The following is a 19,557-nucleotide window of genomic DNA, read 5'->3' on the forward strand; positions in this document are numbered from 1 at the left end:
GAGAGAACCGGCAGGTATGCAAAGCACCGCAACCTGTTGACTCCCTTAGTCTTTTCGGAATATTATGCTAGGTTCCGGTTCTTGGAATGCCTGCGCGCGAAGTCAATTCATGCGGGGCAGGTCGGTCCGGGAGTTCGATGCGCAATCGTTTCTGCTTTGCCCGGAAACAGATGCGTCGATTTTGTTCAATTTCAGGAATAAACAATGCCAACCATCAATCAACTGGTTCGCAAAGGCCGCGCGTCGGAAACGACGAAGAGCAAGAGCCCGGCTTTGCAGGACTGCCCCCAGCGTCGCGGCGTGTGCACCCGTGTGTACACCACGACGCCTAAGAAGCCTAACTCGGCACTGCGTAAGGTTGCCAAGGTTCGTCTGACGAACGGCTTCGAAGTTATTTCGTACATCGGTGGTGAAGGCCACAACCTGCAGGAACACTCGGTCGTGCTGATTCGCGGCGGCCGCGTGAAGGACTTGCCGGGTGTGCGTTACCACATGGTTCGCGGCTCGCTGGATACCCAGGGCGTCAAGGATCGTAAGCAAGCTCGCTCGAAGTACGGTGCGAAGCGCGCTAAGGCCGGCAAGTAATTAGCCGGTCGCAGTAGTTCAGGTCGCCTGTAAAGGCGGTAATAGCGGTGGTGCCGGAATCGCCGGTGCTGTCGAGTAAGTGGTCACCCGACCAGGCTGGTAAGTCGTTAGAGATGAATCGGGTTAGTTGGTGGCCGCGGGGCTAAAAATAGCTCCAACTGAAAAAGTAAAGGAAGAAACATGCCGCGTCGTCGCGAAGTCCCCAAGCGGGAAGTGTTGCCGGATCCGAAGTTCGGTAACGTAGATGTAGCTAAGTTCATGAACGTGCTGATGCTCTCCGGCAAGAAGTCGGTTGCCGAGCGTATCGTGTACGGCGCTTTCGAACAGATCCAGACCAAGGGTGGCAAGGACCCGCTGGAAGTGTTCACGGTAGCGCTCAACAACGTCAAGCCGGTGGTGGAAGTGAAGAGCCGCCGCGTTGGTGGTGCGAACTATCAGGTTCCGGTCGAAGTGCGTCCGTCGCGTCGTATGGCATTGGCGATGCGTTGGTTGCGTGAAGCCGCGAAGAAGCGCAGCGAGAAGTCGATGGCCCTGCGTCTGGCAGGTGAACTCTCCGAAGCGGCCGAAGGCCGTGGCGGCGCGATGAAGAAGCGCGACGAAGTTCACCGGATGGCAGAAGCCAACAAGGCGTTCTCGCACTTCCGTTTCTAAGCTTCCCGAATTCGGGTTTAGCAGAAAAAGCGGAAAGAAATTCCGGGCGGGTGCGCTTACAAAGCGCCTCGCCCGTTTGTGTTACAGCGCGATGGGTATTTTCTCGCATCGCGTCATCCCAATAGAGGATCAAAGTGGCTCGCAAGACACCTATCGAGCGCTACCGTAACATCGGTATTAGCGCTCACATCGACGCCGGCAAAACGACGACGACCGAGCGCATCCTGTTCTACACCGGCGTGAACCACAAGATTGGTGAAGTTCACGACGGCGCTGCCACCATGGACTGGATGGAGCAGGAGCAGGAACGCGGCATCACGATCACGTCCGCTGCTACCACGGCTTTCTGGAAAGGCATGGCCGGCGACCGCGCTGAGCACCGCATCAACATCATCGACACCCCGGGTCACGTCGACTTCACGATTGAAGTTGAACGCTCGATGCGCGTGCTCGACGGTGCGTGCATGGTCTACTGTGCCGTGGGCGGCGTGCAGCCGCAGTCGGAAACCGTGTGGCGTCAGGCTAACAAGTACAAGGTTCCCCGCCTCGCGTTCATCAACAAGATGGACCGTACCGGCGCGAACTTCTTCAAGGTCTACGACCAGCTCAAGCTGCGTCTGAAGGCGAACCCGGTTCCGGTCGTGGTGCCGATCGGCGCGGAAGAAAACTTCACGGGCGTCGTCGATCTGCTGAAGATGAAGGCGATCATTTGGGACGAAGCGTCCCAAGGCACGAAGTTCTCGTACGAAGAAATCCCGGCAGAGCTGGCCGACTCGTGCAACGAATGGCGCGAGAAGATGATCGAAGCGGCTGCCGAGTCGAGCGAAGAGCTGATGAACAAGTACCTGGAAGAGGGTGAGCTCTCGGAAGCGGAAATCATCAAGGGCTTGCGCGACCGTACGATCGCTTGCGAAATCCAGCCGATGCTGTGCGGTACCGCGTTCAAGAACAAGGGCGTGCAACGTATGCTGGACGCCGTGCTCGACTTCCTGCCGTCGCCGATCGACATCCCGCCGGTTACCGGCGAGCTGGAAAACGGTGAAAAGGGCGAGCGCCGCGCTGCCGACGACGAAAAGTTCTCGGCACTGGCATTCAAGATCATGACCGACCCGTTCGTCGGTCAGCTGATCTTCTTCCGTGTGTACTCGGGCGTCGTGAATTCGGGCGACACCGTGCTGAACGCGACGAAGGACAAGAAGGAACGTCTGGGTCGTATTCTGCAAATGCACGCGAACCAGCGCGAAGAAATCAAGGAAGTCCGTGCAGGCGACATCGCTGCTGCGGTCGGCCTGAAAGACGCAACGACCGGCGACACGCTGTGCGATCCGCAAAGCCCGATCGTGCTCGAACGCATGATTTTCCCGGAGCCGGTGATTTCGCAGGCAGTCGAGCCGAAGACGAAGCCCGACCAGGAAAAAATGGGTCTGGCGCTGAACCGTCTGGCTCAGGAAGATCCGTCGTTCCGCGTTCAAACTGACGAAGAGTCGGGTCAAACCATTATTTCGGGCATGGGCGAGCTCCACCTGGAAATTCTGGTCGACCGGATGAAGCGTGAGTTCGGCGTCGAAGCTACCGTCGGCAAGCCGCAAGTGGCTTACCGCGAAACGATTCGCGGCAAGGCGGAAGACGTCGACGGCAAGTTCGTCAAGCAGTCGGGTGGTCGCGGCCAGTATGGTCACGCGGTCATCACGCTCGAGCCGAACGAGCAGGGCAAGGGCTACGAGTTCCTGGACGAGATCAAGGGCGGTGTGATTCCGCGTGAATACATCCCGGCAGTCGACAAGGGTATCCAGGAAACGCTGAAGGCCGGCGTGCTGGCAGGCTTCCCGGTCGTTGACGTGAAGGTTCACCTGACGTTCGGTTCGTACCACGACGTCGACTCGAACGAAAATGCGTTCCGCATGGCCGGCTCGATGGCGTTCAAGGAAGCAATGCGCAAGGCTCAACCGGTCATCCTCGAACCGATGATGGCTGTTGAAGTCGAAACGCCTGAAGATTACATGGGCAACGTGATGGGCGACCTGTCGGGTCGTCGCGGCATCGTGCAGGGCATGGACGACATGGTTGGCGGCGGCAAGATCGTTCGCGCCGAAGTGCCGCTGTCGGAAATGTTCGGCTACTCGACGTCGCTGCGTTCGCTGACCCAAGGTCGTGCAACGTACACGATGGAGTTCAAGCATTACTCCGAAGCACCGCGCAACGTGTCTGAAGCAATCATCAACGCGAAGTCGAAGTAAGCGCGCGGCAAACCCATTCAACGATTAACTTTTTGAAAGAAGAGAAACATGGCTAAAGGTAAATTCGAACGGACCAAGCCGCACGTGAACGTCGGCACGATCGGTCACGTTGACCACGGCAAGACCACGCTGACGGCAGCGATCACGACGGTGCTGACCAAGAAGTTTGGCGGCGAAGCGAAGGCATACGACCAGATCGACGCGGCGCCGGAAGAAAAGGCACGTGGTATCACGATCAACACGGCGCACGTCGAGTATGAAACGGCGAACCGCCACTACGCGCACGTCGACTGCCCGGGCCACGCTGACTATGTGAAGAACATGATCACGGGCGCAGCGCAGATGGACGGCGCGATCCTGGTGTGTTCGGCTGCAGACGGCCCGATGCCGCAAACGCGTGAGCACATCCTGCTGGCGCGTCAGGTTGGTGTGCCGTACATCATCGTGTTCCTGAACAAGTGCGACATGGTGGACGACGCCGAACTGCTGGAACTGGTGGAAATGGAAGTTCGCGAACTTCTGTCGAAGTACGACTTCCCGGGCGACGACACGCCGATCATCAAGGGTTCGGCCAAGCTGGCGCTGGAAGGCGACACGGGCGAGCTGGGCGAAGTGGCGATCATGAACCTGGCCGACGCGCTGGACACGTACATCCCGACGCCGGAGCGCGCAGTTGACGGTGCGTTCCTGATGCCGGTGGAAGACGTGTTCTCGATCTCGGGTCGCGGCACGGTGGTGACGGGTCGCGTGGAGCGCGGCGTGGTGAAGGTCGGCGAAGAAATCGAAATCGTGGGTATCAAGCCGACGGTGAAGACGACCTGCACGGGCGTGGAAATGTTCCGCAAGCTGCTGGATCAGGGCCAGGCCGGCGACAACGTGGGTATCCTGCTGCGCGGCACGAAGCGTGAAGACGTGGAGCGTGGCCAGGTTCTGGCGAAGCCGGGTTCGATCAACCCGCACACGCACTTCACGGCTGAAGTGTACGTGCTGAGCAAGGACGAAGGCGGCCGCCACACGCCGTTCTTCAACAACTACCGTCCGCAGTTCTACTTCCGTACGACGGACGTGACGGGCTCGATCGAGCTGCCGAAGGACAAGGAAATGGTGATGCCGGGCGACAACGTGTCGATCACGGTGAAGCTGATCAACCCGATCGCGATGGAAGAAGGTCTGCGCTTCGCCATCCGTGAAGGCGGCCGTACGGTCGGCGCCGGTGTCGTTGCCAAAATCCTCGAGTAAAATCGCGGATTGAATTTGCAGTAAGTGGTGCCCGGAGCCGGGCGCCAGCCCACCGCGGGCGCCCGGCTCTACGTTCTTTTACTATCTGGCGGCGCAATACCGCCTCGCTCTTTCCAAGGAATTGTCATGCCGAATCAAAAAATCCGCATCCGTCTGAAGGCTTTCGACTATCGCCTCATCGATCAATCGGCAGCTGAAATTGTCGATACGGCAAAGCGGACTGGCGCAATCGTTCGTGGTCCGGTGCCCCTGCCGACCCGCATTCAACGCTTCGACATCCTGCGTTCGCCGCACGTCAACAAGACGTCGCGCGACCAGCTCGAAATCCGTACGCACCAACGCCTGATGGACATCGTCGATCCGACGGACAAGACCGTCGACGCGCTGATGAAGCTCGACCTGCCGGCTGGCGTGGACGTCGAAATCAAGCTGCAATAAGGTTCAAAGCGTTGCCCAGTATGCCGGGCAGCGCTAAGTCATTGATTGCTTGCGAAAAACGAGAGGCCTCGCTATAATAGTGGGCTTTTCGCGCATTTGCGCAAAAAAGTCGGTGTGCTGCAGCGTGGTTTCACCCGAAGCGCACGTCTGAAACGGCACCGGCATTTTGTAAATTAGCCCCGACCAATCGCAGTCGGGAATGGAGAAAACGATGAGCCTTGGACTCGTAGGTCGCAAGGTTGGCATGACCCGTATCTTCACGGCAGAAGGGGATTCGATTCCCGTTACCGTGCTGGACGTGTCCGACAACCGCGTGACGCAGATCAAGACTGTTGAAACCGACGGCTATACCGCCGTGCAGGTTGCATTCGGTACGCGCCGTGCATCGCGTGTGACGAAGCCGTTGGCCGGTCATCTCGCCAAAGCCGGTGTTCAAGCCGGTGAAATCCTCAAAGAATTCCAGATCGATGCTGCCAAGGCTGCCGAGTTGTCGAACGGCACCGTGGTCGGTCCCGACCTGTTCGAAGTAGGCCAGAAGGTCGACGTGCAAGGCGTGTCGATCGGTAAGGGCTACGCCGGTACCATCAAGCGTTACAACTTCGCATCCGGCCGTGCATCGCACGGTAACTCGCGCTCGCACAACGTGCCGGGTTCGATCGGTATGGCGCAGGATCCGGGTCGTGTTTTCCCGGGTAAGCGCATGACCGGTCACATGGGTGACGATACGGTAACCGTGCAAAACCTCGAAATCGCTCGTATCGACGCTGACCGCAAGCTGTTGCTGGTCAAGGGCGCCGTTCCGGGTGCGAAGGGTGGCAAGGTATTCGTTACGCCGGCCGTGAAGACGCGTGCCGTGAAAGGAGCGAAATAATGGAACTTAAGCTCCTGAATGCCAATGGTCAGGAAGGTGCAGGCGTTAGCGCGTCGGACGTCGTGTTCGGCCGCGATTACAACGAAGCCCTGATTCACCAGGTCGTGGTGGCGTATCAAGCCAATGCCCGTAGCGGCAACCGCGCGCAGAAGGACCGTGAGCAAGTCAAGCACACGACCAAGAAGCCGTGGCGCCAGAAGGGTACGGGCCGTGCCCGTGCCGGTATGTCGTCGAGCCCGCTGTGGCGCGGCGGTGGCCGGATCTTCCCGAATTCGCCGGAAGAAAACTTTTCGCACAAGGTCAACAAGAAGATGCATCGCGCAGGTCTCTGCTCGATCTTCTCGCAGCTGGCCCGCGAAGGCCGTATCTCGGTGGTCGACGAGCTGACGCTCGAAGCGCCGAAGACCAAGCTGTTGGCCGAAAAATTCAAGGCGATGGGTCTCGACTCCGTGCTGGTGATTACCGACACGGTTGACGAAAACCTGTACCTCGCGTCGCGCAATCTCGCCCACGTGGCGGTTGTCGAGCCGCGTTACGCCGACCCGCTGTCGCTGATCTACTTCAAGAAGATCCTGATCACGAAGGCTGCGGTCGCCCAGATCGAGGAGTTGCTGTCATGAGCGAGATTCGCAAGAACGATCATCGTTTGATGCAGGTCCTGCTCGCGCCGGTGATCTCCGAAAAGGCGACGCTGGTGGCCGACAAGAACGAGCAAGTTGTGTTCGAAGTCGCGCCCGATGCCACGAAGCAGGAAGTGAAGGCTGCAGTCGAGCTGCTGTTCAAGGTGGAAGTCAATTCCGTCAACGTGCTGGTCTCGAAGGGCAAAGCCAAGCGTTTTGGCCGCTACGAAGGCAAGCGCAAGGACGTGAAGAAGGCGTACGTCTGCCTGAAGCCCGGCCAGGAAATCAACTTTGAAGCGGAGGCCAAGTAATCATGGCAATCGTTAAAGTTAAGCCGACTTCGCCGGGTCGCCGCGCGATGGTCAAGGTGGTCAACAAGGATCTGCATAAGGGCAAGCCGTTCGCACCGCTGCTCGATTCGCAATCCTCGACCGCCGGCCGTAACAACAACGGCCACATCACCACGCGTCATAAGGGTGGTGGTCACAAGCAACAGTATCGTATCGTCGATTTCCGTCGCAACAAGGACGGCATTCCGGCGAAGGTCGAACGTCTTGAGTACGATCCGAACCGTAGCGCGAACATCGCGCTGGTTCTGTACGCAGACGGCGAGCGCAAGTACATCATCGCTCCGAAGGGTGTGACGGTTGGTCAGCAACTGCTGTCGGGTTCGGAAGCTCCGATCCGCGCAGGTAACACGCTGCCGATCCGTAACATTCCGGTCGGTACGACGATCCACTGCATCGAAATGTTGCCGGGCAAGGGCGCGCAAATGGCGCGTTCGGCTGGTACGTCGGCGATGCTGCTGGCTCGCGAAGGCATCTACGCACAGGTCCGCCTGCGCTCGGGTGAAATCCGCCGCGTTCACGTCGAATGCCGCGCGACGATTGGTGAAGTTGGCAACGAAGAGCACAGCCTCCGTCAAATCGGTAAGGCTGGCGCGAACCGCTGGCGCGGTATCCGCCCGACGGTGCGTGGCGTTGCAATGAACCCGGTCGATCACCCGCACGGCGGTGGTGAAGGCAAGACGGCTGCAGGTCGTGATCCGGTGAGCCCGTGGGGCACGCCGACCAAGGGTTATCGCACCCGCAGCAACAAGCGCACGACGAGCATGATCGTCCAGCGCCGTCACAAGCGTTAAGGAGTAGGCAATGGCACGTTCTGTAAAAAAAGGTCCGTTCTGCGACGCCCATTTGCTGAAGAAAGTTGAGGCGGCTGCAGCTTCGCGGGATAAGAAGCCGATCAAAACCTGGTCGCGCCGTTCGACGATTCTGCCGGATTTCATCGGTCTGACGATTGCTGTGCATAACGGCCGTCAACACGTTCCGGTGTACATCTCGGAAAACATGGTCGGCCACAAGCTTGGCGAGTTTGCATTGACCCGGACGTTCAAGGGTCACGCAGCCGACAAGAAGGCTAAGAAATAAGGGGCTCATGATGGAAGTGAAAGCAATTCATCGCGGTGCCCGCATCTCGGCGCAGAAAACGCGCCTTGTGGCTGACCAGATCCGCGGTTTGCCGGTCGACAAGGCACTGAACGTTCTGACGTTCTCGCCGAAGAAGGCTGCGGGAATCGTGAAAAAGGTCGTGCTGTCGGCGATCGCGAATGCGGAGCATAACGAAGGCGCCGATATCGATGAGCTCAAGATCACGAGCATCTACATCGACAAGGCTGCGTCGCTCAAGCGTTTCACCGCGCGCGCTAAAGGCCGCGGTAACCGCATCGAGAAGCAATCCTGTCACATCACTGTGACGGTCGGGAATTAAGGGGTCATACGATGGGACAGAAAATTCATCCGACTGGCTTCCGTTTGGCCGTCAGCCGCAATTGGGCGTCGCGTTGGTACGCGAACAACAGCAATTTCGCGGCGATGTTGCAGGAAGACATCGGTGTTCGTGAATACCTGAAGAAGAAGCTGAAGAACGCTTCGGTTGGTCGCGTCGTTATCGAGCGTCCGGCGAAGAACGCGCGCATCACGATTTACAGCTCGCGTCCGGGTGTGGTCATCGGTAAGAAGGGCGAGGATATCGAGCTGCTGAAGTCGGAACTGCAACGCCGCATGGGCGTTCCGGTCCACGTCAACATCGAAGAAATCCGCAAGCCGGAAACCGATGCGCAACTGATCGCGGATTCGATCACGCAGCAGCTCGAGCGCCGGATTATGTTCCGCCGCGCGATGAAGCGTGCGATGCAAAACGCCATGCGTCTGGGTGCTCAAGGCATCAAGATCATGAGCGCGGGCCGCCTGAACGGTATCGAAATCGCCCGTACGGAATGGTATCGCGAAGGTCGCGTGCCGCTTCATACGCTGCGTGCCGATATCGACTACGCGACTTCGGAAGCGAAGACGACGTACGGCATCATCGGCGTGAAGGTGTGGGTCTACAAGGGCGATACGCTCGGCCGCAACGACGCACCGGTGGTTGAAGAAGTCGCCGAAGAAAAGCGTCCGCGCCGTAACGCACGTCCGGGTGGCGATCGCCGTCCGCGTCGCGATGGCGAAGGTGGTGGCCCGGCAGGTGCACGCCGTGGCGCTCCCCGTCGTACGGGCGGTGCTGGTGGCGCCGGCGGCGACGGCAAGACTGGAGAATAACGATGCTGCAACCGAAACGCAGAAAGTATCGCAAAGAGCAGAAGGGTCGTAACACCGGTATCGCTACCCGCGGCAACGCGGTGTCGTTCGGTGAGTTCGGCCTGAAGGCTATCGGTCGTGGTCGCTTGACCGCGCGCCAGATTGAAGCGGCACGTCGTGCAATGACGCGTCACATCAAGCGTGGTGGCCGCATCTGGATCCGCATCTTCCCGGACAAGCCGATCTCGCACAAGCCGGCCGAAGTACGGATGGGTAACGGTAAGGGTAACCCTGAGTACTACGTCGCAGAGATTCAACCGGGCAAGATGCTGTACGAAATGGACGGCGTAACCGAAGAGCTGGCACGCGAAGCGTTCCGTCTGGCTGCAGCTAAGCTGCCGCTCAAGACGACGTTTATCGTGCGTCAGCTCGGCGCCTAAGGAGCAAATGATGAAGGCTTCCGAACTTCACCAGAAAGATCAGGCCGCGCTCAACAAGGAGCTGTCGGACCTGTTGAAGGCGCAATTCGGCCTGCGCATGCAACTCGCGACCCAGCAGCTCACGAACACGAGCCAGCTGAAGAAGGTTCGTCGCGACATCGCACGTGTGCGGACCGTCCTGACTGAGAAGGCGAACCAGAAATGAACGATAGCGTAAAAACCTCGCTCAAGCGGACGCTGGTCGGCAAGGTCGTCAGCAACAAGATGGACAAGACGGTCACCGTGCTGGTTGAGCACCGCGTGAAGCACCCGATCTACGGCAAGTACGTTGTGCGTTCGAAGAAGTACCACGCGCACGACGATGCGAACACGTACAACGAGGGTGACCTCGTTGAAATCCAGGAAACGCGTCCGATTTCGAAGACGAAAGCTTGGGTTGTGGCTCGCCTGGTCGAGGCTGCTCGCGTCATCTGACGCCGCAAAGTTGTAGAAGTAGTTGAATCGCAGTAAGTTTCGCTTGCAAGACCGAGATTATTTGTTATAATCTCGGTCTTCCCTCTTTTATGGGAGCCCCGTCGCGGGCGAAGTTGGTGGGGGAAGCGGTGCAGGCGCCAGTCTGTTCCGAAGGATTCACCGGATTGCGATGGCGGGTTTCGTTTGCCGTCGCTGCTGTTCATACCCAAGCAGCCGATTGGCTGACGGGACCAAGACTGACCGGGTACGCCATGGTGGTGTGACCGGATTAAGTTGGGAAAGATAAACCATGATCCAGACCGAAACTCGGCTTGAAGTGGCCGACAACACCGGTGCGCGTGAAGTCATGTGCATCAAGGTTCTCGGCGGCTCGAAGCGTCGTTATGCCAGCATTGGCGACATCATCAAGGTGACCGTCAAAGAAGCAACGCCGCGCGGGCGCGTGAAGAAAGGCGAAATCTATAACGCCGTGGTGGTTCGTACCGCCAAGGGCGTGCGCCGTCAGGACGGCTCGCTGATCAAGTTCGACGGCAATGCAGCAGTGCTGTTGAATGCCAAGCTCGAACCTATTGGCACCCGTATTTTCGGGCCTGTTACGCGCGAGTTGCGCAGCGAACGATTCATGAAGATCGTTTCGTTGGCACCTGAAGTGCTGTAAGGAGTCGCGATGAACAAGATTCGCAAAGGTGACGAAGTTATCGTCATCACCGGCAAAGACAAAGGCAAGCGCGGCGTCGTGCTGTCCGTTGGCGAAGGCAAAGTGATTGTCGAGGGTGTCAACCTCGTCAAAAAACACGTCAAGCCGAACCCGATGAAGGGTACGACGGGCGGTGTTGAAGCCAAGACGATGCCGCTGCAAATTTCGAACGTCGCATTGGTCGACGCGAATGGCAAGGCGTCGCGTGTAGGCATCAAGGTCGAGGGAGACAAGAAAGTCCGTTTCCTCAAGACGACCGGTGCTGAGCTGAGCGCCTGACGCTGCGGAGTAAAAAAATGGCTCGTTTGCAAGAGTTTTACAAAGAGAAGGTTGTACCCGGCCTCATCGAGAAGTTCGGTTACAAGTCCGTGATGGAAGTGCCGCGCATCACCAAGATCACCCTGAACATGGGCCTTGGCGAAGCGGTTGCTGACAAGAAGATCATCGAAAACGCCGTCGGCGACCTGACGAAGATCGCAGGCCAGAAGCCGGTGATCACGAAGGCACGCAAAGCAATCGCTGGCTTCAAGATCCGTCAGGGCTATCCGATCGGTGCAATGGTCACGTTGCGTGGTCAGGCAATGTACGAATTTCTGGACCGTTTCGTGACGGTTGCGCTCCCCCGTGTGCGTGACTTCCGTGGCGTGTCGGGTCGTGCGTTCGATGGTCGCGGCAACTACAACATCGGTGTGAAAGAGCAGATCATTTTCCCCGAAATCGACTACGACAAGATCGACGCACTGCGTGGGCTGAACATCAGCATCACGACGACTGCGAAGACCGACGACGAAGCAAAGGCTCTGCTCGCCAGCTTCAAGTTCCCGTTCAGAAACTGAGGTTACCGTGGCTAAACTGGCACTGATCGAACGTGAAAAGAAGCGTGCTCGCCTGGCTGCTAAGTACGCTCCCAAGCGTGCTGAGCTGAAAGCGATCATCGGCGATACGAGCAAGTCGGACGAAGAGCATTACGCAGCACGTCTGGAACTGCAACAACTGCCGCGCAACTCTAACCCGACCCGTAAGCGCAACCGTTGCGCAATTACCGGTCGCCCGCGTGGCACGTTCCGTAAATTCGGGCTGGCGCGTAACAAGATTCGCGAAATCGCGTTCCGCGGCGAGATCCCTGGCCTGACCAAGGCGAGCTGGTAATAGGAGAAACGTAAATGAGCATGAGTGATCCTATCGCCGATATGCTGACTCGCATCCGCAATGCGCAGATGGTCGAGAAAGTTTCGGTGACAATGCCCTCGTCGAAAGTCAAGGTTGCGATTGCGCAGGTCCTGAAGGACGAAGGCTATATCGATGATTTCGCAGTGAAGTCCGAAGGTGCGAAGTCTGAATTGAACATCGTGTTGAAGTACTACGCTGGCCGTCCGGTGATCGAGCGCATTGAACGCGTTTCGAAGCCTGGTCTGCGTGTGTACCGCGGCCGTAACGACATCCCCGTGGTCATGAATGGCCTCGGCGTGGCAATCGTGTCGACGCCGAAGGGCGTGATGACGGACCGCAAGGCGCGTGCAACGGGCGTTGGCGGCGAAGTCATCTGCTACGTCGCTTAAGGCCGAAAGGAGAGAAACATGTCTCGAGTAGGTAAAAGCCCGATCGCGCTGCAAGGCGCAGAAGTGGCCCTGAGCGACGAACGCATTACCGTCAAGGGTCCGCTGGGTACGATTTCGCAGGCTGCAAACAGCCTCGTGAAAGTGGTGAACGACAACGGCGTGCTGAAGTTTGAGCCGGTTGACGAAAGCCGCGAAGCGAATGCGATGTCGGGCACGATGCGCGCACTGGTGGCGAACATGGTGAACGGCGTGACGAAGGGTTTCGAGCGCAAGCTGACGCTGGTTGGCGTCGGTTACCGCGCACAAGCGCAAGGCGACAAGCTGAACCTGTCGCTGGGTTTCTCGCACCCCGTGGTGCACCAGATGCCGGAAGGCGTCAAGGCTGAAACCCCGACGCAAACCGAAATCGTGATCAAGGGGATCAATAAACAACAAGTTGGCCAGGTCGCGGCAGAAGTGCGCGGCTATCGTCCGCCGGAGCCCTACAAGGGCAAGGGTGTGCGTTACGCCAACGAGGTTGTGATCCTCAAAGAAACGAAGAAGAAGTAAGGGTGCGCAATCATGGATAAGACTCAATCTCGCCTGCGCCGCGCTCGTCAGACGCGTATCAAGATCGCTGAGCTGCAGGTCGCGCGTCTCGCCGTGCATCGCACGAACACGCACATCTATGCGCAAGTGTTCTCGCCGTGCGGCACCAAGGTGCTCGCCAGCGCGTCGACGCTCGAAGCCGAAGTGCGTGCGCAACTGGCTGATCAAACGGGCAAGGGCGGCAACGTTGCTGCTGCGACCCTGATCGGTAAGCGCATTGCAGAAAAGGCTAAGGCTGCCGGCATCGAATCCGTCGCCTTCGACCGTTCGGGTTTCCGTTACCACGGCCGCGTGAAAGCGCTGGCTGATGCGGCGCGCGAAGCCGGACTCAAGTTCTAAGGGAAGAATTCGTCATGGCAAAGATGCAAGCGAAAGTTCAGGCTGACGAACGCGACGACGGCCTGCGCGAAAAGATGATTTCGGTCAACCGCGTGACCAAGGTTGTGAAGGGCGGCCGGATTCTCGGTTTTGCCGCACTGACCGTGGTTGGCGACGGCGATGGCCGCATCGGCATGGGCAAGGGCAAAGCGAAGGAAGTTCCGGTTGCTGTTCAAAAGGCAATGGAACAAGCTCGCCGCAACATGTTCAAGGTGCCGCTGAAGAACGGTACGTTGCAACACGAAGTGCACGGTAAGCACGGCGCATCCGCAGTCCTCCTCGCTCCGGCGAAGGATGGTACCGGTGTGATCGCTGGCGGTCCGATGCGCGCTGTGTTCGACGTGATGGGCGTGCAAAACGTGGTTGCTAAGAGCCACGGTTCGACGAACCCGTACAACCTCGTTCGTGCAACGCTCGACGGTCTGCGCAAGCAGTCGACGCCGGGTGATATCGCGGCGAAGCGCGGCAAGTCCGTCGAAGATATTCTGGGCTAAGGTGGACACCATGTCTGATAAAACTGTCAAGGTCCAGCTCGTCAAGAGCCTGATCGGCACCCGTGAAACGCACCGTGCTACGGTGCGTGGCTTGGGTCTGCGCCGACTCAATTCGGTCAGCGAGTTGCAGGACACGCCGGCTGTGCGCGGCATGATCAACAAGGTTTCGTACCTCGTTAAGGTCATCGGCTAAGCGGCTGACCAGGACTCAAGGAGTTGATAATGGAATTGAATAACCTGAAGCCGGCTGCCGGTTCGAAGCACGCTAAGCGTCGCGTCGGCCGTGGTATCGGCTCCGGTCTGGGCAAGACTGCTGGCCGTGGTCACAAGGGTCAGAAGTCGCGTTCAGGCGGCTTTCACAAGGTTGGCTTCGAAGGCGGTCAAATGCCGCTGCAACGTCGCCTGCCGAAGCGCGGTTTCACCTCGCTGACGAAGGAATTCGTTGGTGAAGTGCGTCTCTCGGATCTGGAAAAGCTGCCGGTCGACGAAGTCGATTTGCTGGCTTTGAAGCAAGCCGGCGTTTTGGGCGAGCTGATCACGAGCGCCAAGATCATCGCGACGGGCGAGTTGAAGCGCAAGGTCGTTGTGAAGGGTCTGGGTGCGACGAAGGGTGCGCGCGCTGCTATTGAAGCAGCCGGCGGCTCTTTTGCCGAGTAACGCGCAAGTTATTTGCCGTCACTAGCATTTGCATCGGAGAAGGTACTTGGCTAACAGTCCGAGTCTCGCAAAACCCGGTCGCAGCGCGGCGAAGTTTGGCGATCTGCGTCGGCGGGCAGTGTTCCTGCTGCTGGCGTTGATCGTCTACCGTATCGGCGCGCATATTCCGGTGCCGGGTATCGACCCGGACCAACTGGCAAAGCTGTTTCAAAGCCAGTCGGGCGGCATCCTTGGCATGTTCAACATGTTCTCGGGTGGCGCACTTTCGCGGTTCACGATTTTCGCGCTTGGGATCATGCCGTACATTTCGGCGTCGATCATCATGCAGTTGCTGGCGATCGTCTCGCCGCAGCTGGAAGCGCTGAAAAAGGAAGGGCAGGCGGGTCAACGGAAGATTACGCAGTACACGCGTATCTTTACGGTCCTGCTGGCGACGTTTCAGGCGTTCGGCATTGCCGTCGCATTGGAAAATCAGCCGGGCCTCGTGATCGATCCGGGGATGGTGTTTCGTTTGACGACAGTCGTGACGCTGGTGACCGGCACGATGTTCCTGATGTGGCTGGGTGAGCAGATCACGGAACGTGGGCTTGGCAACGGTATCTCGATCATTATTTTCGGTGGTATTGCGGCGGGTTTCCCGAACGCGATCGGTGGTCTTTTCGAATTGGTGCGAACCGGCTCGATGAGCATCATCTCGGCGATTATCGTCGTCGCGCTGATTGCTGCAGTGACGTATCTGGTGGTGTTTATCGAACGCGGCCAGCGCAAGATTCTTGTGAATTACGCCAAGCGGCAAGTCGGTAACAAGATTTACGGCGGCCAGTCTTCGCATTTGCCGCTGAAGCTGAACATGTCGGGTGTGATTCCGCCGATCTTTGCATCGTCGATCATTCTCTTCCCGGCAACCATCCTGAACTGGTTTAGTTCGGGGTCGCGTACCAGCTGGTTCGCAGACACGTTGCACAACGTGGCCGAAGCACTCAAGCCCGGTCAACCCGTGTACGTGTTGCTGTACGCGTTGGCGATCGTTTTCTTCTGTTTCTTCTACACCGCACTGGTGTTCAACAGCAGAGAAACGGCCGACAACCTGAAAAAGAGTGGCGCTTTCGTCCCAGGCATCCGCCCGGGCGACCAGACGGCTCGATATATCGACCGCATCCTCACGCGTCTGACGCTGGCCGGTGCGATCTACATCGTGTTTGTTTGTCTGCTGCCTGAATTTTTGGTACTGCGCTGGAACGTGCCGTTTTATTTTGGTGGAACGTCGCTGCTGATCATTGTCGTCGTCACAATGGATTTCATGGCGCAGGTGCAGTCGTACGTTATGTCGCAACAGTATGAATCGCTGCTGAAGAAAGCTAACTTCAAAGGCGGCGGCGTCCCGATGCGTTGAAAGGACTTATGGCCAAAGACGATGTTATCCAGATGCAGGGTGAAGTCATCGAAAACCTGCCTAACGCTACCTTTAGGGTGAAGCTGGAAAACGGCCATGTCGTATTGGGACACATATCCGGCAAGATGCGGATGCACTACATCCGAATCCTGCCGGGCGACAAGGTGACGGTTGAATTGACGCCTTACGATCTGTCGCGTGCGCGGATCGTGTTCCGGGCGAAGTGATTTGAAAAAAGGGTAATATCATGAAAGTGATGGCATCGGTTAAGCGCATTTGCCGCAATTGCAAGATCATCAAGCGCAAAGGCGTTGTGCGCGTGATTTGCAGCTCTGATCCGCGCCACAAACAGCGTCAAGGCTGAACGCCGCGCTTTTTGCTGCGCTTTTTGTTTGAGGAAAAACAATGGCTCGTATCGCAGGGGTTAACATCCCGAATCACCAGCATACCGAAATCGGCCTGACGGCAATTTACGGTATCGGCCGCACGCGCTCGCGCGACATTTGCGTCGCTGCTGGTGTGGCATTTTCGAAGAAGGTCAAGGACCTGAACGACGCAGACCTCGAAAAGCTGCGTGAAGAAGTCGGCAAGTTCATCGTTGAAGGCGATCTGCGCCGTGAAACGACGATGAACATCAAGCGCCTGATGGATCTCGGCTGCTACCGTGGTGTGCGTCATCGCAAGGGCTTGCCCCTGCGTGGCCAACGCACGCGTACGAATGCCCGTACGCGCAAGGGTCCGCGTCGTGCAGCGCAATCGCTGAAGAAGTAAGCGGAACTGACAGTTACAGGAAAACGTAATGGCTAAGGCTTCGAACAACTCCGCGGCGCAACGCGTTCGCAAGAAGGTCAAGAAGAACGTCGCCGAGGGCGTGGTTCACGTTCACGCGTCGTTCAACAACACCATCATCACGATCACCGATCGTCAAGGCAATGCACTTGCCTGGGCAACGTCGGGTGGTCAGGGCTTCAAGGGTTCGCGTAAATCGACCCCGTTTGCAGCCCAAGTGGCGGCCGAATCGGCTGGCCGCGTGGCGATGGAATACGGCGTAAAGAACCTCGAAGTGCGGATCAAGGGCCCCGGTCCTGGCCGCGAATCGGCGGTGCGCGCGTTGCATGGTCTTGGCATCAAGATCACCGCGATCTCCGACGTGACGCCGGTCCCGCACAACGGCTGCCGTCCGCCGAAGCGTCGTCGTATCTAAGACGCTGTTTTCGCTAGCGCCTGTTGCCGCCGGGTCATAAGCCGGGCGACGGCAGGCTGCTTGCGCTATTGAATTGACTAAGCCCACCGTTCGACCCAAAGGGTTCGGACTAGCGCGAATGCATGCATCCGCGTGATCAATCAATGAAGGAATCAACGTGGCACGTTATATCGGCCCTAAGGCCAAGCTGTCCCGCCGTGAAGGCACTGACCTTTTCCTGAAGAGCGCCCGTCGTTCGCTCGCTGACAAGTGCAAGCTCGACAGCAAGCCCGGCCAGCATGGCCGCACCTCGGGTGCCCGTACGTCCGATTACGGCACGCAGCTGCGCGAAAAGCAAAAAGTTAAGCGCATCTACGGCGTCCTCGAGCGTCAATTCCGTCGTTACTTCGCTGAAGCCGATCGCCTGAAGGGCAACACGGGTGAAAACCTGCTGCAATTGCTCGAATCGCGTCTGGACAACGTCGTGTATCGCATGGGCTTCGGTTCGACGCGCGCAGAAGCACGTCAACTGGTGAGCCACAAGGCGATCACGGTGAACGGCGTCGTGTCGAACATCCCGTCGATGCAAGTTAAGGCGGGCGACGTCGTCGCAGTTCGCGAACAGAAGAAGAAGCAGGCGCGTATTCTCGAAGCGCTGTCGCTGGCTGAGCAAGGCGGTCTGCCGAGCTGGGTCGCTGTCGATTCGAAGAAGTTCGAAGGCACGTTCAAGAGCAAGCCGGAACGCAGCGACATCGCTGGCGATATCAACGAAAGCCTGATCGTCGAATTGTATTCGCGGTAATCGGATTAACGGCCGGGGCACCCCGATTGCCTTGTGCAAACGGGTGTCTCGGCTGTTTATTTTCAGGTTGTTACCGGTCAGCCTTATCGGTGTAACGAGCCGAGGGTATTGAAAAGGAAAACCTATGCAAACCAGTTTGTTGAAGCCCAAGATCATCGCAGTTGAATCGCTTGGTGAGAGCCATGCGAAAGTGGTCATGGAACCGTTTGAACGCGGTTACGGCCACACCTTGGGTAACGCGCTTCGGCGCGTGCTGCTGTCGTCGATGGTGGGCTATGCGCCGACCGAAGTGACGATCGCAGGCGTCGTACATGAATACTCGACGCTCGACGGTGTGCAAGAGGATGTGGTCAACCTGTTGTTGAACCTGAAGGGCGTGGTGTTCAAGCTGCATAACCGTGACGAAGTGACGGTTACGCTGCGCAAGGAAGGCGAAGGCGTTGTCACCGCTGGCGACATCGAACTCGCGCACGATTGCGAAGTGATCAATCCGGATCACGTGATTGCGCACCTGTCGAAGGGCGGCAAGCTCGACGTGCAGATCAAGGTCGAAAAGGGCCGTGGTTATGTGCCGGGCAATGTGCGTCGTTACGGCGAAGAGTCGGCCAAGATCATCGGCCGTATCGTGCTGGACGCGTCGTTCTCGCCGGTTCGCCGCGTGAGCTACGCCGTGGAAAGCGCGCGTGTCGAACAGCGTACCGACCTCGACAAGCTCGTGATGAACATCGAAACCAACGGTGTGATCTCGCCTGAAGAAGCGATCCGTCAATCGGCACGCATTCTGGTGGACCAACTGTCGGTGTTCGCTGCTCTGGAAGGCACCGAAGCTACGGCTGAAGCGCCGTCGCGTGCGCCGCAGATCGATCCGATCCTGCTGCGTCCGGTCGATGATCTCGAGCTGACGGTTCGTTCCGCGAACTGCCTGAAGGCCGAGAACATTTACTACATCGGCGATCTGATCCAGCGCACGGAAAACGAATTGCTCAAGACCCCGAATCTGGGTCGCAAGTCGTTGAACGAAATCAAGGAAGTATTGGCGTCGCGCGGTTTGACGCTTGGTATGAAACTCGAAAACTGGCCGCCGGCAGGTTTGGACAAGTAATCGAGCAGTAATACCGGGACCAGAGCCCGTCGCTGCACTGGCAAAGACGCGGATTTTCCTTTAAAATCCGCGTCTTGTCTTTTTTCACTACCGGCCCGTGCACTCGCGATCTTCGGGAAACTGAAATACAAAGCGAGCGCGATAGAAGAGCTGGACCAAAACTTTGAATCAAAGGAATTAACATGCGTCACCGTCATGGTTTGCGGAAACTCAACCGCACGAGCAGCCACCGTCTGGCAATGCTCCGTAATATGTCCAATTCGCTGATCGAGCACGAAGTCATCAAGACCACGCTGCCGAAGGCTAAAGAACTGCGTAAAGTCGTCGAGCCGCTGATCACGCTCGGCAAGAAGCCGTCGCTGGCAAATCGTCGTCTGGCGTTCAACCGCCTGCGCGATCGTGACTCGGTCACGAAGCTGTTCGAAGTGCTGGGCCCGCGTTACGCCACCCGTCCGGGCGGCTACTTGCGCGTCCTGAAGTTCGGCTTCCGCGTTGGCGACAATGCACCGATGGCACTGGTCGAATTGCTCGACCGCCCGGAAGTTGAAGAAACCGAAGTGCAAGAAGCTGAGTAAG

Annotated in this window: 33 protein-coding genes; all 33 read left to right on the plus strand. The window is 58.1% G+C overall.

Translation table 11 applies throughout. The features are described 5' to 3' along the window. Positions 1–204: 204 nt before the first annotated feature. On the plus strand, positions 205–585 hold the full coding sequence (gene rpsL, locus PQQ51_RS17335) for a 30S ribosomal protein S12 (protein ID WP_006998493.1): 381 nt from the start codon (positions 205–207) through the stop codon (positions 583–585). 180 nt (positions 586–765) lie between these two features. Beyond that, entirely contained in the window at positions 766–1,236 is a 471-nt protein-coding gene (rpsG, locus tag PQQ51_RS17340) for a 30S ribosomal protein S7 (protein ID WP_006053291.1), read from the plus strand. Between the two features lie 134 nt (positions 1,237–1,370). Then, on the plus strand, positions 1,371–3,473 hold the full coding sequence (gene fusA / locus PQQ51_RS17345) for an elongation factor G (protein WP_012434573.1): 2,103 nt from the start codon (positions 1,371–1,373) through the stop codon (positions 3,471–3,473). A gap of 48 nt (positions 3,474–3,521) precedes the next feature. Beyond that, a complete protein-coding gene (gene tuf, locus PQQ51_RS17350; RefSeq protein WP_063497539.1) occupies positions 3,522–4,712 on the plus strand; it encodes an elongation factor Tu in 1,191 nt (396 codons plus the stop codon). 126 nt (positions 4,713–4,838) lie between these two features. Further along, positions 4,839–5,150 carry a 30S ribosomal protein S10 gene (gene rpsJ, locus PQQ51_RS17355; RefSeq protein ID WP_091019600.1) on the plus strand — a complete coding sequence of 104 codons (312 nt, stop codon included), beginning with the start codon at positions 4,839–4,841 and terminating at the stop codon, positions 5,148–5,150. A gap of 211 nt (positions 5,151–5,361) precedes the next feature. Next, positions 5,362–6,021 carry a 50S ribosomal protein L3 gene (gene rplC / locus PQQ51_RS17360; RefSeq protein ID WP_007180137.1) on the plus strand — a complete coding sequence of 220 codons (660 nt, stop codon included), beginning with the start codon at positions 5,362–5,364 and terminating at the stop codon, positions 6,019–6,021. Next, positions 6,021–6,641 (plus strand): 50S ribosomal protein L4, encoded by a 621-nt coding sequence (gene rplD, locus PQQ51_RS17365; RefSeq protein WP_007180136.1) that lies wholly within the window; start codon positions 6,021–6,023, stop codon positions 6,639–6,641. The genes rplC and rplD overlap by 1 nt, the downstream gene beginning before the upstream one ends. Beyond that, the gene (gene rplW, locus PQQ51_RS17370) at positions 6,638–6,952 is read left to right on the plus strand and encodes a 50S ribosomal protein L23 (RefSeq protein WP_408498034.1); all 315 of its coding nucleotides are present in this window, start codon (positions 6,638–6,640) and stop codon (positions 6,950–6,952) included. The genes rplD and rplW overlap by 4 nt, the downstream gene beginning before the upstream one ends. 2 nt (positions 6,953–6,954) lie before the next feature. Next, complete coding sequence (gene rplB / locus PQQ51_RS17375; protein ID WP_408498035.1) at positions 6,955–7,782, plus strand: 50S ribosomal protein L2; 828 nt, start codon at positions 6,955–6,957, stop codon at positions 7,780–7,782. Positions 7,783–7,792: 10 nt separating this feature from the next. Next, on the plus strand, positions 7,793–8,068 hold the full coding sequence (gene rpsS, locus PQQ51_RS17380) for a 30S ribosomal protein S19 (RefSeq protein ID WP_004199273.1): 276 nt from the start codon (positions 7,793–7,795) through the stop codon (positions 8,066–8,068). A 7-nt stretch (positions 8,069–8,075) separates the two neighbouring features. Beyond that, complete coding sequence (gene rplV / locus PQQ51_RS17385) at positions 8,076–8,408, plus strand: 50S ribosomal protein L22 (protein WP_007180133.1); 333 nt, start codon at positions 8,076–8,078, stop codon at positions 8,406–8,408. A gap of 11 nt (positions 8,409–8,419) precedes the next feature. Further along, positions 8,420–9,235, plus strand: a complete 816-nt coding sequence (gene rpsC, locus PQQ51_RS17390; protein ID WP_408498036.1) for a 30S ribosomal protein S3 — start codon at positions 8,420–8,422, stop codon at positions 9,233–9,235. Between the two features lie 2 nt (positions 9,236–9,237). After that, entirely contained in the window at positions 9,238–9,654 is a 417-nt protein-coding gene (gene rplP / locus PQQ51_RS17395) for a 50S ribosomal protein L16 (RefSeq protein WP_007180131.1), read from the plus strand. Between the two features lie 10 nt (positions 9,655–9,664). Then, on the plus strand, positions 9,665–9,859 hold the full coding sequence (gene rpmC / locus PQQ51_RS17400) for a 50S ribosomal protein L29 (protein WP_007180130.1): 195 nt from the start codon (positions 9,665–9,667) through the stop codon (positions 9,857–9,859). Then, positions 9,856–10,128 carry a 30S ribosomal protein S17 gene (gene rpsQ, locus PQQ51_RS17405; protein WP_007180129.1) on the plus strand — a complete coding sequence of 91 codons (273 nt, stop codon included), beginning with the start codon at positions 9,856–9,858 and terminating at the stop codon, positions 10,126–10,128. The genes rpmC and rpsQ overlap by 4 nt, the downstream gene beginning before the upstream one ends. Positions 10,129–10,417: 289 nt before the next feature. After that, a complete protein-coding gene (gene rplN, locus PQQ51_RS17410; RefSeq protein ID WP_006052212.1) occupies positions 10,418–10,786 on the plus strand; it encodes a 50S ribosomal protein L14 in 369 nt (122 codons plus the stop codon). Positions 10,787–10,795: 9 nt separating this feature from the next. Beyond that, the gene (rplX, locus tag PQQ51_RS17415; RefSeq protein WP_128584689.1) at positions 10,796–11,104 is read left to right on the plus strand and encodes a 50S ribosomal protein L24; all 309 of its coding nucleotides are present in this window, start codon (positions 10,796–10,798) and stop codon (positions 11,102–11,104) included. 17 nt (positions 11,105–11,121) lie between these two features. Then, the gene (rplE, locus tag PQQ51_RS17420) at positions 11,122–11,661 is read left to right on the plus strand and encodes a 50S ribosomal protein L5 (RefSeq protein ID WP_006052214.1); all 540 of its coding nucleotides are present in this window, start codon (positions 11,122–11,124) and stop codon (positions 11,659–11,661) included. 7 nt (positions 11,662–11,668) lie between these two features. Further along, positions 11,669–11,974: a 30S ribosomal protein S14 gene (rpsN, locus tag PQQ51_RS17425; RefSeq protein ID WP_029971247.1), complete on the plus strand. Its 306-nt coding sequence runs from the start codon at positions 11,669–11,671 to the stop codon at positions 11,972–11,974. A gap of 14 nt (positions 11,975–11,988) precedes the next feature. Beyond that, the gene (rpsH, locus tag PQQ51_RS17430) at positions 11,989–12,384 is read left to right on the plus strand and encodes a 30S ribosomal protein S8 (protein ID WP_006052216.1); all 396 of its coding nucleotides are present in this window, start codon (positions 11,989–11,991) and stop codon (positions 12,382–12,384) included. 18 nt (positions 12,385–12,402) lie between these two features. Continuing rightward, positions 12,403–12,933, plus strand: a complete 531-nt coding sequence (rplF, locus tag PQQ51_RS17435) for a 50S ribosomal protein L6 (protein WP_408498037.1) — start codon at positions 12,403–12,405, stop codon at positions 12,931–12,933. A 12-nt stretch (positions 12,934–12,945) separates the two neighbouring features. Continuing rightward, a complete protein-coding gene (rplR, locus tag PQQ51_RS17440; protein ID WP_006052218.1) occupies positions 12,946–13,311 on the plus strand; it encodes a 50S ribosomal protein L18 in 366 nt (121 codons plus the stop codon). A 14-nt stretch (positions 13,312–13,325) separates the two neighbouring features. After that, positions 13,326–13,844, plus strand: coding sequence for a 30S ribosomal protein S5 (gene rpsE / locus PQQ51_RS17445; protein WP_007180127.1), 519 nt, complete (start codon positions 13,326–13,328; stop codon positions 13,842–13,844). A gap of 10 nt (positions 13,845–13,854) precedes the next feature. Beyond that, positions 13,855–14,037 carry a 50S ribosomal protein L30 gene (rpmD, locus tag PQQ51_RS17450; RefSeq protein WP_028199571.1) on the plus strand — a complete coding sequence of 61 codons (183 nt, stop codon included), beginning with the start codon at positions 13,855–13,857 and terminating at the stop codon, positions 14,035–14,037. A 29-nt stretch (positions 14,038–14,066) separates the two neighbouring features. Next, entirely contained in the window at positions 14,067–14,501 is a 435-nt protein-coding gene (gene rplO / locus PQQ51_RS17455) for a 50S ribosomal protein L15 (RefSeq protein ID WP_408498038.1), read from the plus strand. A 46-nt stretch (positions 14,502–14,547) separates the two neighbouring features. After that, on the plus strand, positions 14,548–15,894 hold the full coding sequence (gene secY / locus PQQ51_RS17460; RefSeq protein ID WP_042329256.1) for a preprotein translocase subunit SecY: 1,347 nt from the start codon (positions 14,548–14,550) through the stop codon (positions 15,892–15,894). An 8-nt stretch (positions 15,895–15,902) separates the two neighbouring features. Further along, positions 15,903–16,121 (plus strand): translation initiation factor IF-1, encoded by a 219-nt coding sequence (gene infA, locus PQQ51_RS17465; RefSeq protein ID WP_004521905.1) that lies wholly within the window; start codon positions 15,903–15,905, stop codon positions 16,119–16,121. 20 nt (positions 16,122–16,141) lie between these two features. Next, positions 16,142–16,258, plus strand: coding sequence for a 50S ribosomal protein L36 (gene rpmJ, locus PQQ51_RS17470; protein WP_004199844.1), 117 nt, complete (start codon positions 16,142–16,144; stop codon positions 16,256–16,258). A 41-nt stretch (positions 16,259–16,299) separates the two neighbouring features. After that, complete coding sequence (gene rpsM, locus PQQ51_RS17475; RefSeq protein ID WP_006052223.1) at positions 16,300–16,665, plus strand: 30S ribosomal protein S13; 366 nt, start codon at positions 16,300–16,302, stop codon at positions 16,663–16,665. 28 nt (positions 16,666–16,693) lie between these two features. After that, entirely contained in the window at positions 16,694–17,098 is a 405-nt protein-coding gene (rpsK, locus tag PQQ51_RS17480) for a 30S ribosomal protein S11 (RefSeq protein ID WP_006052224.1), read from the plus strand. A gap of 157 nt (positions 17,099–17,255) precedes the next feature. Continuing rightward, positions 17,256–17,879 (plus strand): 30S ribosomal protein S4, encoded by a 624-nt coding sequence (gene rpsD, locus PQQ51_RS17485; protein ID WP_027800372.1) that lies wholly within the window; start codon positions 17,256–17,258, stop codon positions 17,877–17,879. A 124-nt stretch (positions 17,880–18,003) separates the two neighbouring features. Further along, entirely contained in the window at positions 18,004–18,981 is a 978-nt protein-coding gene (locus PQQ51_RS17490) for a DNA-directed RNA polymerase subunit alpha (RefSeq protein ID WP_028199575.1), read from the plus strand. 182 nt (positions 18,982–19,163) lie between these two features. Further along, positions 19,164–19,556: a 50S ribosomal protein L17 gene (gene rplQ, locus PQQ51_RS17495; RefSeq protein WP_008923330.1), complete on the plus strand. Its 393-nt coding sequence runs from the start codon at positions 19,164–19,166 to the stop codon at positions 19,554–19,556. The last annotated feature ends 1 nt before the right edge of the window (position 19,557 follow it).

The organism is Paraburkholderia xenovorans (genome assembly GCF_046030735.1).
GTDB lineage: Bacteria > Pseudomonadota > Gammaproteobacteria > Burkholderiales > Burkholderiaceae > Paraburkholderia > Paraburkholderia xenovorans_A.